The sequence below is a fragment of the Cedecea sp. AS113 genome (assembly GCF_037152415.1).
Lineage (GTDB): Bacteria > Pseudomonadota > Gammaproteobacteria > Enterobacterales > Enterobacteriaceae > Cedecea.
This window is the reverse complement of sequence record NZ_JBBCMI010000017.1, coordinates 52253-68739: the sequence shown is the minus strand read 5'-3', so window position 1 is coordinate 68739 and position 16487 is coordinate 52253. Positions and strand designations below refer to the sequence as shown.

The 16487-nt window shown below is 54.3% G+C and carries 20 protein-coding genes; 13 read left to right on the top strand and 7 right to left on the bottom strand.

What is annotated here, in order from left to right; genetic code table 11:
- The first annotated feature begins 4 nt into the window (after positions 1-4).
- The 5 genes from ulaB to WFN87_RS18270 are packed head-to-tail and all read left to right on the top strand — an operon-like array spanning position 5 to position 2999.
- Positions 5-319: a PTS ascorbate transporter subunit IIB gene (gene ulaB / locus WFN87_RS18290; RefSeq protein ID WP_008460400.1), complete on the top strand. Its 315-nt coding sequence runs from the start codon at positions 5-7 to the stop codon at positions 317-319.
- A complete protein-coding gene (gene ulaC, locus WFN87_RS18285; protein ID WP_008460401.1) occupies positions 319-786 on the top strand; it encodes a PTS ascorbate transporter subunit IIA in 468 nt (155 codons plus the stop codon). The genes ulaB and ulaC overlap by 1 nt, the downstream gene beginning before the upstream one ends.
- A 12-nt stretch (positions 787-798) precedes the next feature.
- Entirely contained in the window at positions 799-1449 is a 651-nt protein-coding gene (locus WFN87_RS18280; protein WP_336983517.1) for a 3-keto-L-gulonate-6-phosphate decarboxylase UlaD, read from the top strand.
- A gap of 9 nt (positions 1450-1458) precedes the next feature.
- Positions 1459-2313, top strand: coding sequence for an L-ribulose-5-phosphate 3-epimerase (locus tag WFN87_RS18275; RefSeq protein WP_336983516.1), 855 nt, complete (start codon positions 1459-1461; stop codon positions 2311-2313).
- Positions 2313-2999 (top strand): L-ribulose-5-phosphate 4-epimerase, encoded by a 687-nt coding sequence (locus tag WFN87_RS18270; RefSeq protein WP_008460404.1) that lies wholly within the window; start codon positions 2313-2315, stop codon positions 2997-2999. Before WFN87_RS18275 ends, WFN87_RS18270 begins: the two co-directional genes overlap by 1 nt.
- A 139-nt stretch (positions 3000-3138) precedes the next feature.
- On the opposite strand, the gene yjfY is transcribed toward WFN87_RS18270, so the two are convergent.
- On the bottom strand, positions 3139-3414 hold the full coding sequence (yjfY, locus tag WFN87_RS18265; protein ID WP_008460405.1) for a DUF1471 family protein YjfY: 276 nt from the start codon (positions 3412-3414) through the stop codon (positions 3139-3141).
- A 347-nt stretch (positions 3415-3761) separates the two neighbouring features.
- Between yjfY and rpsF the strand changes: the two genes are divergently transcribed.
- From rpsF to rplI, 4 genes are read left to right on the top strand one after another with little or no spacing between them, the layout of a single operon-like run.
- On the top strand, positions 3762-4157 hold the full coding sequence (rpsF, locus tag WFN87_RS18260) for a 30S ribosomal protein S6 (protein WP_008460407.1): 396 nt from the start codon (positions 3762-3764) through the stop codon (positions 4155-4157).
- 8 nt (positions 4158-4165) lie between these two features.
- A complete protein-coding gene (gene priB / locus WFN87_RS18255; protein WP_008460409.1) occupies positions 4166-4480 on the top strand; it encodes a primosomal replication protein N in 315 nt (104 codons plus the stop codon).
- Between the two features lie 4 nt (positions 4481-4484).
- Positions 4485-4712 carry a 30S ribosomal protein S18 gene (gene rpsR / locus WFN87_RS18250; protein ID WP_000135199.1) on the top strand — a complete coding sequence of 76 codons (228 nt, stop codon included), beginning with the start codon at positions 4485-4487 and terminating at the stop codon, positions 4710-4712.
- Between the two features lie 41 nt (positions 4713-4753).
- Positions 4754-5203, top strand: coding sequence for a 50S ribosomal protein L9 (gene rplI / locus WFN87_RS18245; protein WP_008460412.1), 450 nt, complete (start codon positions 4754-4756; stop codon positions 5201-5203).
- A 69-nt stretch (positions 5204-5272) separates the two neighbouring features.
- Here the strand turns inward: rplI and WFN87_RS18240 are convergent, their stop codons facing one another.
- Positions 5273-5866, bottom strand: coding sequence for an OapA family protein (locus WFN87_RS18240; RefSeq protein ID WP_166993332.1), 594 nt, complete (start codon positions 5864-5866; stop codon positions 5273-5275).
- 271 nt (positions 5867-6137) lie between these two features.
- Between WFN87_RS18240 and fklB the strand changes: the two genes are divergently transcribed.
- The gene (gene fklB, locus WFN87_RS18235; RefSeq protein WP_008460415.1) at positions 6138-6758 is read left to right on the top strand and encodes an FKBP-type peptidyl-prolyl cis-trans isomerase; all 621 of its coding nucleotides are present in this window, start codon (positions 6138-6140) and stop codon (positions 6756-6758) included.
- A gap of 278 nt (positions 6759-7036) precedes the next feature.
- Positions 7037-8449: a D-serine/D-alanine/glycine transporter gene (gene cycA, locus WFN87_RS18230; RefSeq protein WP_039289735.1), complete on the top strand. Its 1413-nt coding sequence runs from the start codon at positions 7037-7039 to the stop codon at positions 8447-8449.
- 65 nt (positions 8450-8514) lie between these two features.
- On the opposite strand, the gene ytfE is transcribed toward cycA, so the two are convergent.
- Positions 8515-9180, bottom strand: coding sequence for an iron-sulfur cluster repair protein YtfE (gene ytfE / locus WFN87_RS18225; protein ID WP_008460417.1), 666 nt, complete (start codon positions 9178-9180; stop codon positions 8515-8517).
- A 245-nt stretch (positions 9181-9425) separates the two neighbouring features.
- Here ytfE and WFN87_RS18220 point away from each other — a divergent pair, with 245 nt between their 5' ends.
- The gene (locus WFN87_RS18220) at positions 9426-11081 is read left to right on the top strand and encodes a methyl-accepting chemotaxis protein (protein ID WP_336983515.1); all 1656 of its coding nucleotides are present in this window, start codon (positions 9426-9428) and stop codon (positions 11079-11081) included.
- Positions 11082-11142: 61 nt separating this feature from the next.
- Here WFN87_RS18220 and WFN87_RS18215 read toward each other — a convergent pair whose 3' ends face one another.
- From WFN87_RS18215 to WFN87_RS18205, 3 genes are all read right to left on the bottom strand, one after another.
- The gene (locus WFN87_RS18215; protein WP_336983514.1) at positions 11143-12108 is read right to left on the bottom strand and encodes a DMT family transporter; all 966 of its coding nucleotides are present in this window, start codon (positions 12106-12108) and stop codon (positions 11143-11145) included.
- An 80-nt stretch (positions 12109-12188) separates the two neighbouring features.
- A complete protein-coding gene (locus WFN87_RS18210) occupies positions 12189-13010 on the bottom strand; it encodes an AraC family transcriptional regulator (protein ID WP_336983513.1) in 822 nt (273 codons plus the stop codon).
- Between the two features lie 78 nt (positions 13011-13088).
- Positions 13089-13937, bottom strand: coding sequence for an SDR family oxidoreductase (locus tag WFN87_RS18205; protein ID WP_336983512.1), 849 nt, complete (start codon positions 13935-13937; stop codon positions 13089-13091).
- A 92-nt stretch (positions 13938-14029) separates the two neighbouring features.
- Here WFN87_RS18205 and WFN87_RS18200 point away from each other — a divergent pair, with 92 nt between their 5' ends.
- On the top strand, positions 14030-14425 hold the full coding sequence (locus WFN87_RS18200) for a winged helix-turn-helix transcriptional regulator (protein WP_336983511.1): 396 nt from the start codon (positions 14030-14032) through the stop codon (positions 14423-14425).
- Positions 14426-14430: 5 nt separating this feature from the next.
- Here WFN87_RS18200 and WFN87_RS18195 read toward each other — a convergent pair whose 3' ends face one another.
- Positions 14431-16362 carry a bifunctional 2',3'-cyclic-nucleotide 2'-phosphodiesterase/3'-nucleotidase gene (locus tag WFN87_RS18195; protein WP_336983510.1) on the bottom strand — a complete coding sequence of 644 codons (1932 nt, stop codon included), beginning with the start codon at positions 16360-16362 and terminating at the stop codon, positions 14431-14433.
- Positions 16363-16487 lie beyond the last annotated feature (125 nt).

Sequence of the window (16487 nt, the reverse complement as noted above, 5' to 3'; positions counted from 1 at the left end):
GATTATGACCGTACGTATCCTGGCCGTGTGTGGCAATGGGCAAGGGAGTTCCATGATCATGAAGATGAAAGTGGACCAGTTTTTAACTCAGTCAAATATTGACCATACGGTAAACAGTTGCGCGGTGGGGGAATACAAAAGTGAACTCAACGGCGCGGACATCATCATCGCATCCACGCATATCGCGGGAGAAATCACCGTAACAGGCAATAAATATGTTGTTGGGGTGCGAAATATGCTCTCGCCTGCTGATTTTGGGCCAAAACTGCTGGAGGTGATCAATGCTCACTTTCCACAGGATGTGAAGGAGGGCAGCTAATGAAACTACGTAATTCGCTGGCAGACAATAACACCATCCTTTTACAGGCTGAGGCCCGTACCTGGCAGGAAGCGGTAAAGCTGAGTGTTGATCTGTTGGTTAAGGCTGACATTGTTGAGCCGCGTTATTACCAGGCCATTCTTGATGGTGTTGCGCAGCATGGTCCTTACTTTGTGATTGCGCCAGGGCTGGCGATGCCGCATGGCCGCCCGGAAGAGGGGGTCAAGAAAACCGGCTTCGCGCTGGTGACGCTAAAAACGCCTCTGGTGTTCAACCATGAAGATAATGATCCGGTCGATATTCTTATCACCATGGCGGCCATTGACGCCAGCACCCATCAGGAAGTGGGCATCATGCAGATCGTCAATCTCTTTGAAGATGAGGCTAATTTTGACCGTTTACGTGCCTGCCGCACCACGCAGGAAGTACTTGATTTAATTGACAATGCCACTGCGGCGGCTGTTTAAAAGGAGCATCAAATGTCATTACCAATGTTGCAGGTTGCGCTGGATAATCAATCAATGTCTTCCGCATATGAAACAACCCGCCTGATTGCCGATGAAGTGGACATCATTGAAGTTGGTACCATTCTTTGTGTGGCTGAAGGTGTACGCTCCGTTCGCGATCTGAAGTCGCTCTATCCGCAAAAAATTGTGCTGGCTGATGCCAAAATTGCCGATGCCGGTAAAATTCTTTCCCGCATGTGTTTTGAAGCGAGCGCCGACTGGGTAACCGTTATTTGCTGTGCGGATCTTAACACCGTCAAGGGCGCACTGGATGTGGCGAAAGAGTTTGACGGTGACATACAGATTGAACTGACAGGCTACTGGACGTGGTCGCAGGCGAAGGCGTGGCGTGATGCGGGCATCGCGCAGGTGGTTTATCACCGTAGCCGTGATGCACAGGCGGCCGGTATGGCGTGGGGCGAAGCAGATATCAATGCCATTAAATGTCTGTCTGATATGGGCTTTAAGGTCACCGTAACCGGCGGCCTGACGCTGGAAGATTTGCCGCTTTTCCAGGGGATTCCGATTCACGTCTTTATTGCCGGTCGCAGCATTCGCGATGCGGTTGCACCTGCGGAAGCGGCACGGCAGTTTAAACGTTCTATTGCCCAGTTGTGGGGCTAAGGAGCGGTTATGCTGTCGAAACATATTCCGCTCGGCATCTATGAAAAAGCACTTCCCTCCGGGGAGTGCTGGCTGGAACGCCTGCGGCTGGCGAAAACACTCCTTTTTGACTTCGTCGAGATGTCGGTTGATGAAACCGATGCCCGATTGGCTCGCCTGGACTGGCGCAAAGAACAGCGCCTCGCTTTGGTCAATGCGATTGCCGAAACCGGTGTGCGTGTTCCTTCTATGTGCCTCAGTGCTCATCGACGTTTCCCGCTCGGTAGCGAAGACGATGCGGTACGGAACCACGGTCTGGAGATCATGCGCAAGGCGATTCAACTGGCACAGGATGTGGGCATTCGAGTTATCCAACTGGCGGGTTACGACGTTTATTATCAGGAGGCCAATGACGAGACGCGCCGCCGTTTTCGCGAGAGCCTTAAAGAGTGCGTCGAAATGGCAAGCCGCGCGCAGGTGATGCTGGCGATGGAAATCATGGATTACCCGCTGATGAATTCAGTCAGTAAGGCATTGGGCTATGTCCATTACCTGAATAATCCGTGGTTTCAGCTCTATCCTGATATTGGCAACTTGTCCGCGTGGGATAACGATGTGCAGATGGAGCTACAGGCCGGGATGGGGCATATCGTCGCAGTGCATGTGAAGGATGCAAGGCCAGGTGTGTTTAAAAGCGTGCCGTTTGGTGAAGGCGTGGTTGATTTCGAAGGTTGTTTTGAGACTCTCCAACAGAGTGGCTATTGTGGCCCCTACCTGATTGAAATGTGGAGTGAAACGGCCGATGACCCGGCAGCAGAAGTGGCGCGCGCGCGCGATTGGGTGAGAGCGCGGATGGTGCGGGCTGGACTGGGGGAGGCATCATAATGCAAAAGCTCAAACAGCAGGTTTTTGACGCTAATATGGATTTACCGCGCTATGGCCTGGTGACCTTCACCTGGGGCAACGTGAGTGCCATTGACCGCGAGCGTGGGCTGGTGGTCATTAAACCCAGCGGCATAGCCTACGAGATCATGAGTGTGGACGATATGGTGGTGGTGGATCTGGAGGGCAATGTGGTGGAAGGTAAGCTCCGTCCTTCTTCCGATACGGCTACGCATCTGGCGTTGTATCGCCACTATCCGCGTCTTGGCGGCGTGGTGCATACCCACTCGACGCATGCTACGGCCTGGGCGCAGGCCGGTCTTGCCATTCCTGCGCTGGGCACGACTCATGCGGACTACTTCTTTGGCGACATCCCGTGCACCAGAGCGTTAAGCGCCAGTGAAGTTGAAGAGGATTACGAGCTGAACACCGGGCGGGTGATCATTGAAACGCTGGACGTAATGGAGCCATTGCATACGCCGGGAATTGTGGTGTTTCAACACGGGCCTTTTGCCTGGGGCAAAGATGCTCATGATGCGGTGCATAACGCGGTCGTTATGGAAGAAGTCGCCAGAATGGCGTGGATTGCTCGCGGCATTAATCCCCTCCTTGGCCGCATGGATGATTACCTGATAAACAAGCATTTCATGCGTAAGCATGGTCCGAATGCCTATTACGGGCAAAAGTGAACGCGTGTGTTGGATGTTAAAGCCGCTGTCACCAGCGGTATTGGGGCGTTATCCAAAAAAAGCCCCCGCAAGCGGGGGCAAGTCAAACATGGATTTTTAGGTCGTGGTGTCTTCTCTGGTGTTTACGCGTACTCTCAAACTACCGGTAGATGTCAGCGCTGACGTGCATATTGCCGTTGCTGCCCGGTTCTCTCATGATTATCGTGTGATAAAACTTCGCGTTGTGCTGGTCAGCATCCTGTTGAATGGCCGATTCCGCTTCAGAAACGGTAGCGAAGTTGTGGTTGATGTAAATAACGCCCAGGCTCTGAACGTCGTCCATATTTCTGGCCTGGCGGGCGTCGATTTTTATAGCTGCGGCCGCATTTGCGCTAAAGAGCAGAACAGCGGCAAGGGCAATAACGATATTTTTCATGATGCGCTCCACTACAACAAACCTGAAATCCGTGGTCGTCGCTCCTGTTAATGGCTGTGGCGGCCTGTTACCAATAAGTGTAATTCCTGATGGTTGAATAAAAAGTGACCATTTCTGATGGTCTCTTTCAAAATATTTTGACGATCTGCTGCTTTGTTTTGAAATTCACAGGCTTAGCCATTCCCCCTGTCATAAAGAGAATTTATTTGCCTGCGGCCTTGAGTTTGGCGGCCTGGGTAAGTATAATTACGCGTCAATTTTTCAGCCGCAATTCAAACACGTTCCTTGCTTCCATGGGCCGCGGCTGACCCTGACAGGAGGCTGAATAATCCGTAAGGAGCAATTCGATGCGTCATTACGAAATCGTTTTTATGGTCCATCCTGACCAGAGCGAACAGGTTCCGGGCATGATCGAACGTTACACTGGTGCAATCACTGCAGCAGCAGGTACGATCCACCGTCTGGAAGACTGGGGCCGCCGTCAGCTGGCTTACCCGATCAACAAACTGCACAAAGCTCACTACGTTCTGCTGAACGTTGAAGCTCCGCAGGAAGCGATCGATGAGCTGGAAACTAACTTCCGCTTCAACGACGCCGTTATCCGCAGCATGGTTATGCGCGTTAAGCACGCGGTTACCGAAGCATCTCCAATGGTTAAAGCGAAAGACGAGCGCCGTGAGCGTCGCGATGATTTCGCTAACGAAACCGCTGATGATGCAGATGCTGGGGATTCTGAAGAGTAATTCTGATGATGGCCAACCGCCTGGCGTTGTCTGGCACAGTGTGCAAGACGCCCCTTCGCAAGGTCAGCCCCTCAGGAATTCCTCACTGCCAGTTCGTGCTTGAGCACCGTTCTGTGCAAGAGGAAGCCGGTCTTAACCGGCAGGCATGGTGCCGAATGCCAGTGATTGTTAGCGGGCACGCGAACCAAGCCATTACTCACAGTATAACGGTCGGTACGCAAATCACGGTTCATGGGTTCATTACTTGTCATCAGATGAAAAATGGCCTGAACAAAGTGGTCTTGCATGCCGAGCAGATTGAATTGATAGATTCTGGAGACTAGCCATATGGCACGTTATTTCCGTCGTCGCAAGTTCTGCCGTTTCACCGCGGAAGGCGTTCAAGAGATCGACTATAAAGATATCGCTACGCTGAAAAACTACATCACCGAAAGCGGTAAGATTGTCCCAAGCCGTATCACCGGTACCCGTGCAAAATACCAGCGTCAGCTGGCTCGCGCTATCAAACGCGCTCGCTACCTGTCTCTGCTGCCGTACACTGATCGTCATCAGTAATCGGTCACGGTCCATTAATACGACTTTGAGAGGATAAGGTAATGCAAGTTATTCTGCTTGATAAAGTAGCAAACCTGGGTAGCCTGGGTGATCAGGTTAACGTTAAAGCGGGCTATGCTCGTAACTTCCTGGTACCACAGGGTAAAGCTGTTCCTGCTACCAAGAAAAACGTTGAGTTCTTCGAAGCACGCCGTGCAGAACTGGAAGCTAAACTGGCTGACGTTCTGGCTGCTGCTGCAGCTCGCGCTGAGAAAATCAACGCACTGGAAACCGTAACCATCGCGTCCAAAGCTGGCGACGAAGGTAAACTGTTCGGTTCCATCGGTACTCGCGACATCGCTGACGCTGTAACTGCAGCTGGCGTTGCTGTTGCTAAGAGCGAAGTTCGCCTGCCGAACGGCGTTCTGCGCACCACCGGTGAGCACGAAGTGGACTTCCAGGTTCACAGCGAAGTATTCGCTAAACTGACTGTAAACGTTGTAGCTGAATAAGTTTTTATTCACTGCTCGTAAAAACGCCAGCCTCGTGCTGGCGTTTTGCTTTTCTGAGGCCGGACGCGTTTACTGCGCGCGAATAAAGCTGCCGTTCGGCTGGCGGGTAAACAGCACCTGCTGATCGTTGCCGATATCGATGGTTAAGCCCGTCACCACCCCGTTGGCATTCTGCCTGATCTGCACCATTTGCCCGGTCTGTAGGTTGCTCAGCGGCTTGCTGTCACCTTCTACCTGCGCCATCGCGTAAACGTCCGCTGGCGGTAAATTATGATCGCGGAACAGCTGGGCCATCGTCTGGCCGGCCGCTACGCGATAGGAGCGCCACTGCTGCTCAATATCATTGTTGTCATGGGGAACAGGAGCCTGGGGTTGCTCCTCCACGCGTGGAGGCTCAACCGGCGTCGCAGGAACATTGCTATTGGTTGAAGGCGTCAGTTCAGCCTGCATCGGTGACTGAGATTGTACGGAGAGCTGTGCATCGCGTGAGACCGGGCGACTATCGTTATCTGCCCCTGGCAGGAGAAAGCCGAGAATGACGCACGCGAAGCCAAGGATAATGCCTCGGCGGTGCAGGGGAGGTAACGGATCCAACAAGCGGATATGCTCAGGTGCATGCCAAATCCGCGTAAGCCATGGTTTAACAGCGAATTGCATGGGCAACCCTCCTCAAAAGAATACTTTCCAGTATAGACTCGTCCTGCTTCAAGCTGCCGGTATTGGCTGCAACTCGAATTATTTAGAGTGTAAACGCTAACTGTTTGATGCCTGTGGCAATCCCGGTTTCCGTGACGGTGAACCGCAGTTTTGCGCCCGCTTAAGCTATTGTTCCCGTTTCGTTTGCATTTGTCACCTTTCCTCCAATGTCATTTACCCTGCGGATTGACGCTGTTATGCTTCGGGCTTGCTTTTAAACATCATGAAAGGAAAATCCATGACAACCCCTTCTTTTGACAGCGTCGAAGCACAAGCAAGTTACGGTATTGGTCTGCAGGTAGGCCAGCAGCTGAGCGAGTCCGGCCTGCAAGGTTTACTGCCAGAAGCGCTGGTCGCTGGCCTCCGTGACGCGCTGGAAGGGAATGCCCCTGCCGTGCCTGTTGACGTTGTACACCGCGCTCTGCGTGAAGTTCACGAACGTGCGGACGAAGTGCGTCGCGAACGTCAGAAAGAGCTGGCGGTAGAAGGCCAGAAATACCTGGCTGAGAACGCAGAGAAAGAAGGCGTGAGCAGCACCGAATCTGGCCTGCAGTTCCGCGTTATCACTCAGGGTACTGGCCCAATTCCTGCCCGGAAAGATCACGTTCGCGTGCATTACACCGGTAAGCTGATCGACGGCACCGTTTTCGATAGCTCCGTACAGCGTGGCGAACCGGCAGAGTTCCCGGTAAGCGGCGTTATTGCTGGCTGGATCGAAGCGCTGACCCTGATGCCGGTTGGCTCCAAATGGGAACTGACCATTCCACACAACCTCGCCTACGGCGAGCGCGGTGCCGGTGCGTCTATCCCACCATTCAGCACCCTGGTGTTTGAAGTCGAGCTGCTGGAAATTCTGTAAAGCGCTCAGAACCCCGCCAGGCGCGGGGTTTTTAATCGACTAATAATAAATTAGCGTGATATTATCTTGCATTAACCTGTTTTACGGGTATTTTTGTGAGCCATATCGCGCAGTGAATGCGATTTCACACTCAAATTAAACAAAAAATTAACATTGCCCTTGTGCTTATTATTTATCCCACCGATTCTTACCTCGTATCACACAAAACAACATCACGTAAAAACAGTTCACGGGCCAGTAGAGCCTGAAAAAACAGACAGGTACAGGAAAATACAAACATGGTAGATCAGGTCAAAGTCGCGGACGACGCTCAGGCGCCGACCGAGCAGTCGCTGCGGCGTAATTTAACAAACCGCCATATTCAGCTTATTGCCATTGGGGGTGCCATCGGCACCGGCTTGTTCATGGGGTCAGGGAAAACCATCAGCCTTGCGGGGCCGTCCATCATCTTCGTCTACATGATCATCGGCTTTATGCTGTTCTTCGTGATGCGTGCAATGGGCGAGCTGCTGCTATCGAATCTGGAATATAAATCGTTCAGCGATTTTGCCGCAGATTTGCTGGGGCCGTGGGCGGGATATTTCACCGGTTGGACGTATTGGTTCTGCTGGGTGGTGACCGGTATGGCGGACGTCGTGGCGATAACCGCCTACGCCCAGTTCTGGTTCCCCGGGCTTTCCGACTGGGTCGCCTCGCTGGCCGTTGTGCTGGTGCTGCTGAGCCTGAACCTGGCCACCGTGAAAATGTTCGGTGAGATGGAGTTCTGGTTCGCGATGATCAAAATCGTCGCTATTGTGGCGCTGATCGTCATCGGCCTGGTGATGGTGTTGACTAGCTTCCATTCCCCGTCCGGCGTTGAGGCCTCCTTCAACAACCTCTGGAACGACGGCGGCTGGTTCCCGAAAGGCATCAGCGGCTTCTTTGCCGGGTTCCAGATAGCGGTCTTTGCCTTCGTGGGCATTGAGCTGGTGGGCACCACGGCCGCGGAAACCAAAGATCCTGAAAAATCACTGCCGCGGGCGATTAACTCGATCCCGGTGCGTATCATTATGTTCTACGTCTTCTCGCTGATCATCATCATGTCGGTGACGCCGTGGAGCTCCGTGGTGCCGAACAAGAGCCCGTTCGTTGAGCTCTTCATGCTGGTCGGCCTGCCGGCTGCGGCAAGTATCATCAACTTTGTGGTACTGACTTCTGCGGCTTCCTCCGCGAACAGCGGCGTGTTCTCCACCAGCCGTATGCTGTTCGGCCTGGCGCAGGACGGCGTGGCGCCTAAAGCGTTCGCTAAGCTTTCCAAACGTGCGGTACCGGCGAAAGGGTTAACCTTCTCCTGTATCTGTCTGCTGGGCGGCGTGGTAATGCTTTACGTGAACCCGAACGTGATTGCGGCTTTTACTATGATCACCACGGTTTCCGCGATTCTGTTTATGTTCGTCTGGACCATCATTCTTTGCTCGTATCTGGTGTACCGCAAACAGCGCCCTCATCTGCACGAGAAGTCCATCTATAAGATGCCGCTGGGCAAGCTGATGTGCTGGGTGTGCATGGCGTTCTTCGTCTTTGTGATTGTCCTGCTGACGCTGGAAGATGATACCCGTCAGGCGCTGATCGTGACGCCGCTGTGGTTCATTGTGCTGGGGGCTGGTTGGCTGTTCATCGGTAAGAAACGTCTGGCAAATATCGGTAAGTAAGCGCGCAGTATAAATGTTAAAAAACCTCTCCTTTTCTGGAGAGGTTTTTTTGTAAGGCGAACTACTTATTTTTCCCCGCTCAACGCGCGTGGAAACAGAACGTTATTCTCCAGACTGATGTGGTTCATCAGGTCTTCAATCAGTTCATTAATCCCGTTATACATCGCTTTCCACGTCGTGCAAGCTTCCGGCGGAGGCGTGACGTTATTGGTGGTGTGCTTAATCACCTCCAGCAGTTCGCCCGCATCATCATGCTCGCTTTCCATCACGCTAATCGGGCCGCCGGCCTGAGTGCCCATGCCCTGTTTAATCATCGGGAACAGGATTTGTTCCTCTTTCATCATGTGGCTGCTCAGTTCCTGATGCAGCATGGTGAGGTATTTCGCCAGCCCTTTCGGCACGTTGGGCTTATCGGCATGGACACGCTCGACTTTGGTTGCCTGCAGAATCAGCTCCGGCAACTGCTCACGGTGGCGGTCGTGGAAGCGCACAATAATGTGGTCGATGATTTCTGCCAGCGGCGCAGCGCGCCAGTCTTTTTCTACCGGCTCTTCGGATAATGCGGTCAGCTGAGCTTCGATAGCGTCCAGATCCAATTCCTTACGCGTTGCCGCGCGCAGCAGCGTCTGTTTCCCGCCGCAGCAAAAATCCAAATCCAGTTTACGAAACAGCGCGGAAGCGCGTGGAATAGTCAGCGCCAGTTCACCTAAAGGTTGATCGCGGTAGGCCATAGCTTGATTCCTCATCATGAAATATAAGATGCATTTTAAATGCATCTTTATGTGGGCACTATAACCCTTTCGGGGCAGCGATCATAGCGAGATGTGGATCACAAAAAATGTTTTCTGCTTAACATACTGAATGATTACAAAAAATCCCCAAAAATGGTGGTTTGTTGATGGACGAAGCATAAATAACCAGGAGGTACTGCCGATAGTTAGACGTCGGACAATATCTGCATAATAAAAGGCTATACATGTTTAAAAGAATGAAAGTTATCACCTTACTGGTTACCGTGTTAATTGTGCTGGGGCTCATGCAGCTGCTCTCAGCCACGGTTTTCATCAATGCCCTCAATAACGATAAGAACAACTTCACCGTCTCCCAACTCTCCAGCCAGAACGTGGCTGAATTTACCGATGCCTGGATCGGCCTCAACCAGGCCCGTGTCACGCTGAACCGCGGCATGCTGCGTATTCAGGGCAGCATGGCGAATCAGATCAACGGCGGGCAGCTCCAGGAGTTAGTCGCCACGGCTAATTCACTGCTGGCGGAAGCGCAAAGCCATTTCGAAAAGTATCAGGCGTTACCCGATACCCCAGGTTTACGTCCACACCTGAGCGATGAGCTGGAAGCGCAATACCATAACTACGCTTCAACGCTTGCCAAAATGAACACCTTCCTGGCCGAGGGCAACCTCGAGCAAATGTTCAAGCAGAATGCGGAACAAAAGCAGGTGGCGATGCAGAAGGTCTACCGCGAATGGCGCGATGAGCAGGCCGAGCTGTCCAGCCAGGGCGTGCGCGATAATCAGGCCGACTACCAGCGGATTCTGTGGATCCTCAGCGTCGTCATGCTTGGCGTCATCGGCGTGATTGTGGTGAGCTGGGTCGCGATGCGTCGCGTCCTGCTGATGCCGCTGCGTGAAGTGATGGATCATATTCGTGCCATTGCCGCAGGTGACCTGACCAGGCCTATTGAGGCCGAAGGCAAAAACGAAATGGCCCTGCTGGCTAATAGCGTGAAAGAGATGCAAACCGCCCTGGCAAATACCGTCAGCGTAGTGCGCGACGGGGCCGACACCATTTATACCGGCGCCGGTGAAATCTCTGCCGGCAGCAACGATCTCTCTTCCCGTACCGAACAGCAGGCGGCTTCGCTGGAAGAAACGGCGGCCAGCATGGAACAGCTGACGGCGACGGTGAAGCAAAACGCCGACAACGCACGGCAGGCTTCTCGTCTTGCGCTGGACGCTTCCACGACCGCGAAAAAAGGCGGCAATGTGGTCGAAGGCGTGGTGCGGACGATGGATGAAATTGCCACCAGCTCAAGCAAAATCGCCCAAATCACCAGCGTGATTGACGGTATTGCTTTCCAGACTAACATCCTGGCGCTTAACGCTGCGGTAGAAGCGGCCAGAGCGGGTGAGCAGGGGCGTGGGTTCGCCGTGGTCGCGGGTGAAGTGCGGACGCTTGCCCAGCGCAGTGCCCAGGCGGCAAAAGAGATTAAAGCGCTGATCGATGATTCCGGCGAGCGCGTTAACGCAGGCTCAGATCTGGTGAATGAAGCCGGTAAAACGATGGCGGAAATCGTCAGCGCCGTAACCCGGGTTACCGATATTATGGGTGAAATTGCGTCCGCGTCGGACGAGCAAAGCCGGGGTATCGACCAGGTTGGGCAGGCTGTGGCGGAGATGGACCGCGTGACCCAGCAGAACGCCTCGCTGGTCGAAGAGTCCGCGGCCGCAGCGGCTGCGCTTGAAGAGCAGGCTTCGCGCCTTAATGAAGCGGTAGCGGTGTTTAAAATCAGCCGTCGTGCGCCGAGTCTCGTAAAAGCAGCTCACGTAAAAACGCCGCAATTAAAAGCCAAACAGGTGATGCCGGTTTCGGATGCGAACTGGGAAACCTTCTAAAAAATCCCGGCGATATTTAGCCGGGACCTTCTTCTTAAGGCCGGGGTAAATCCCGGCTTTTTTATGCCTCGGAAACCTGAACCACCGTTGCTTTCTCCGGTTTGGATCGCACCGCGAGCACCACGCCAATCGTCAGGCACAGCACCCCGCCGAGCGTCAGCAGCGGCGGCCAGCTCTGGCGAATCATAAAGGTGTAAGCCAGGCCGGCTAAGGTCTCAAAGACGATCAGCGGGCCGACAATGACTGTCGGCAGGCGCTGGCAGGCGATGTTCCAGCACAGATTACCCAGCCACGAACAGAGAACGGCAATCGCCAGCATCAGGGTGATAAAGACTTCCGGGCGCGGGCCGAAGGGCAGGGTAAAGCCTGAATCATGACTGCCCATCCAAATGCACACGGCGACATAACCGATAAGCGAGAAGGGCAGCGTGGAAAGCCCCTGAACCGTGGCCCACATCATTGGGTTTTTATCCTGATTTTCCCGAAGCCAGCGGGCATTGCGCAGGGCATACCAGGCCCAACAGGCCACCGAAACAAAGGCCAACAGAATACCGCTGGCGTAGCGCCACCAGCTGAAATCGGCCTGCTCTCCGCGAAGCTCGGCGGTATTTACCATAATTAACCCGGCGGCAATCACCACCAGCGCCGGGGCAAGGCGTCGCCACGGCAGCTTGCCGTCTCTTTTGCTGTATAGCAGGTTAGCAAAAATGGGGATCACCACCGGCAGCGTGCCGATGATCATCGTCGCGATAGGCGCCCCGGTACGCTGAATGGCGCTTGCCAGGCAGACGTAATAAATCAGGTTCCCGACGCTCGAGAGCTTCAGGGCGGTAAACCAGTCCTGGCGGCTCAGCTCGCGCAGGCGCTTGCGCCCAAGCCAGGCAATGGGAATCGCAATCAGCCCAAGGGCCAGATAGCGCCCGGTCGACTGCAGGGCAGCCGGATAGTCCGGGACGATAATTGGCCCTACAAAAATTAATCCCCACATCAGCCCCGCCAGCAGGGCGTACAGCACACCACTTAACATCTTTATTTCCTGCAACAACACAATTTAGCGGCAGTGTAGGGGGATCGTGCTGTGGCGTATTGTACCAGGTTGCTGTCTTGTTAGCGGGTGACCTGCTTTTGGTAACGCCCGGGAGTAATGCCATAGCGCTGGGCAAAGGCGCGGGTCAGGTGCGCCTGGTCCGTCAGGCCGCTGGCGGCGGCAACCTGGGCCGCGGGCATGCCGTTAGTGAGGAATTGTTTGGCGTGCCACAGGCGAATCGCCATCAGCATCTGATGCGGGGTGACGTGATAACAGGCTTTGAACTGCCTTTGGAAATGGTAAGGACTAAGGGACACCAGCCCCGCTAAATCTTCAAGGGTGATGGTGTGCATATAGTTGTCGTAAAGGTATTCGCGGACGAGGGCGAAGCGGTTCGCCGCCTCGTGAAGCCCTAGAAGATGGCGGGCATAGGGGCGAAATGCCTCAACAAGATTCAGCAACAGCCCCTGCTGAGTGAGCGTATCCTCGGCCTGCCAAAGGCCCGCAATAAATTGCGAAACCTGGCGGGCGCGGGCGGGATCGTGATTCACGGCGGCGTTAAACCACCAGCTTCTCTCCCCGGTCAGCGACTCCAGCAGGTTAGGATCCAGGTAAATCATGCGGTACTGCCAGCCGTCTTCGCTGGCGGCTTCGCCAGTATGCAGCTCATCCGGGTTCATGAGCACCAGCGAGTCCGTGGGGGCAACCAGTTGCTCGCCCCGGTAGCGGAAACGCTCTGCACCCCAGGTGATGGCCCCGATGCCGAAGGCTTCGTGGGTGTGTGGCTCAAAGGCGTACTTCGCAATATGGGCATGATAAAGCTCAACGCCCGGCAACTGCGGCAAATGCCGAAACTGGGCGCTGTCTCTCTCATCGCTAAACTGCTCGGGAACTCCCTGCACGCTTTCACTCCACGCGGATTCTCCCGTTATTATAGAGATGTCCGCGTACAGGGCTAGTTATTAACCACTTTTTAACAATTAAAGGGCGCTTTTCACGCTGTCGCGAAGCGATGTGGTTGGGCGACCGATCAGTTTGCTGAGCTGGTGGCTGTCGTCAAAAAGACCACCTTTTTCCGCTCCAGCATCGGAGTTTGCCAGCAGCGCGGCAAAGCCTTCCGGCAGGCCAGCACCCTGCAGAGCAGCTTTAAAATCGGCCTCGTTCAGGTTCTGATAAACCACGGGCTTGCCGCTTTGCTGGCTGACTTCCGCCGCCAGTTCGGTCAGCGTCCAGCCGCGATCTCCCGCCAGCTCATAAACTTTGCCTGCCTGGTTATCCAGCGTCATCACTTTAGCAGCCGCTGCCGCGTAATCAGCCCGCGTTGCAGAGGCGATTTTGCCTTCCCCGGCGCTGCCGATAAACACGCCGTGCTGAATCGCAGGCGGTACGCTGGCCAGGTAGTTTTCGGTATACCAGCCGTTACGCAGCAGCACGAATGGAACGCCGGAGGCTTTGAGCTGCTGCTCCGTGACAATGTGTTCTTCGGTGAGGGCCAGTGGCGATTTGTCGGCATGTAGCAGGCTGGTATAGGCGATGAGTTTCACGCCTGCCTGTTTAGCTGCGGCAATAATATTGTTGTGCTGAGCGGCGCGCTGGCCAACCTCGCTGGAGGAGATCAGCAGCACTTTTTCCACACCTGAGAACGCTTTTGCCAGGGCTGACACATCCCCGTAATCTGCCTCGCGAACCTGTACGCCACGGCTGGCAAAATCGTCAACTTTGGCCGGGTTACGCACAACGGCCACGATCTCTTCGGCTTTCACGGTTTTCAACAAATCTTCAATAACAAGGCGGCCCAACTGGCCGGATGCGCCGGTAATCGCAATCATGATCAATCTCCTGAGTGATGTTTCGAACAAGTTGTGCCACACTAGCACTCTAACTAACTTTTAGTAAGTACGTACAAAAAGGTAAGTGTTAAATGAGTGAAACCATCGAAGCGCCCATGACGCTGAGCGAGCAGCTGCGCAACGGCAATCTGTTTAGCGACAAATGCCCCTCGCGGGATGTGCTGAAACACGTGACCAGCCGCTGGGGTGTCTTAATTTTAGTGGCATTACAGGACGGCACTCATCGTTTTAGCGATTTAAGGCGCAAGATGGGCGGCGTGAGCGAGAAAATGCTGGCGCAGACGCTGCAGTGGCTGGAGGCGGACGGTTTTGTGGATCGCAAATCTTACCCGGTTGTACCGCCGCACGTAGAGTACACGCTGACGCCGATGGGCCACGAAATTGCCGAGAAAGTGGCCGCGCTGGCCGACTGGATCGAGGGGAATTTGCCGCAGGTAATGGCGTCCCGGGAGAAACGGGACGCCTGAGGCACTTACTTGCTTAAATCAAGCTGATAGACAGCAAAACCAATGTCGTCGTTAGCGACTTTTTTCATTGGGTATTGGCCTTTTTCTTTGATAAAGGCGGCGGCTTTGTCGGTCGGCGAGGTTTCAAAGCGGATGTCCAGCGGCTGCTTGCTGGCTATAGGCGCCAGACGCCAGTTGTTGTCCGCCGCAGGATGAATTTCGCCCTGAGCACCGATCCAGTTAGCCAGCACCGAGCGGTTCTCATCCGGGGAAGCAAACGCGATGTGGCTGTCGCCGGTTCCGGCAAACTTGCCGCCGTAAGCGCGGTAGTTATTGGTCGCCACCAGGAAGACGGCATTCGGGTCGATAGGTTTACCCTTGAAGGTGAGGTCTTTGATGCGCTCGGCCTTCGGGTTCACCATCTGGCATTCACCGTCGTAGCGAGCCGGCTGGCTGACGTCTATCTGGTAGTTCACGCCGTCGATGACGTCGAAGTTGTAGGTACGGAAGCCGTCCCAGTTGATCAGTTCCTGAGGCTTAGTGCTGTTCACGTCGATCTGGTTGAACTGCCCGGCGGAACACTCCAGCCACTCTTTAACTTCTTTCCCGGTCGCTTTTACCACCACCAGCGTGTTCGGGTAAAGGTAGAGATCGGCGGCGTTGCGGAAGGTCAGCTGGCCTTTTTCAGCTTCAACAAAGCTCGCCGGATCGTTTTTACGCCCGCCCACTTTGAATGGCGCGGCGGCGGAAAGCACCGGCAGATTCGCAAGATCCGGGTCGCCCTGAATGTATTTCTCGACGTAGGCCTTCTGCGCGTTATTCACCACCTGAACGGTGGGATCGTCCTGCACCAGCGCCAGATAGCTGTACATGTTGTCAGCCGATTTACCCACCGGCTTGCTGACAAACTCGCGGGTTGCAGTGTGATCGTGCTCAAGCACTTTCTTCAGGTTCTGATCTTCTGCCGCCAGCGATTTTTTGGCTACGCTGTCATAAATTGGCCGCGCTTCCGCCTTGCTGCTGGTGACCTTCCAACTGCCAGAATCGTTGTTCAGCACCAGATCCACCACGCCGAGGTGGTCGCCCCACATGCCAGGCATCACGGCAGGCACGCCGTTCAGGGTGCCTTTTTCGATATCGGCCCCTTTAATATTGGCAAAGTCTTTTCCAGGGAATACGGCATGGGCATGGCCGAACATAATGGCGTCCACGCCTGGTACCTGGCTGAGGTAATAAACGGAGTTTTCTGCCATCGCCTGATAAGGCTCGCTGGACAGCCCCGAGTGGGCAATCACGACGACTACATCAGCGCCCTGTTGGCGCATTTCCGGCACGTATTTTTTGGCGGTTTCGGTAATGTCGTTCACCGTCACTTTGCCGCTCAGGTTGGCTTTATCCCAGGTCATGATTTGCGGCGGCACGAAGCCGATGTAGCCGATGCGCAGCGTCTGGGTTTTACCGTCTTTGTCTTTGACTTCTGTTTCTTTAATCAGGTACGGCGAGAACATTGGCTTCTGGGTTTTCACGTCGATGATATTGGCGTTCACATACGGGAATTTCGCGCCAGCGAGGGCTTTGTGCAGGAAGTCGAGGCCGTAGTTGAATTCGTGGTTGCCCAGGTTGCCGACCGTATAGTCGAGCGTATTCAGCGCTTTATAAACCGGATGAATTTCCCCGGCTTTAAGCCCTTTTGCGGCCGCGTAATCACCGAGCGGGCTGCCCTGAATAATATCGCCGTTATCCACCAGCACGCTGTTAGTGACTTCACCGCGCGCGGCATTGATCAAACTTGCTGTGCGTACCAGACCGAACTTCTCTGTCGGCGTATCTTTGTAGTAATCGAAGTCCATCATGTTGCTGTGCAGATCGGTCGTTTCCATGATCCGCAGGTCAACGGTGGCCGCATTGACGCTGGCGGCTATCAGCGTCGCCAGAAGCGTTGCGCTAAACTTAATCATGTTTAAATGTCCTTTTTAGATGTACGCCACAAAGGGCAATGTATATACAGACTGTTGCTTACAATTTTGTGAAGTCTGCCAGAATTTAAGCCCGGTAAACCAGAAATGCTTCACAGATAGCGCAT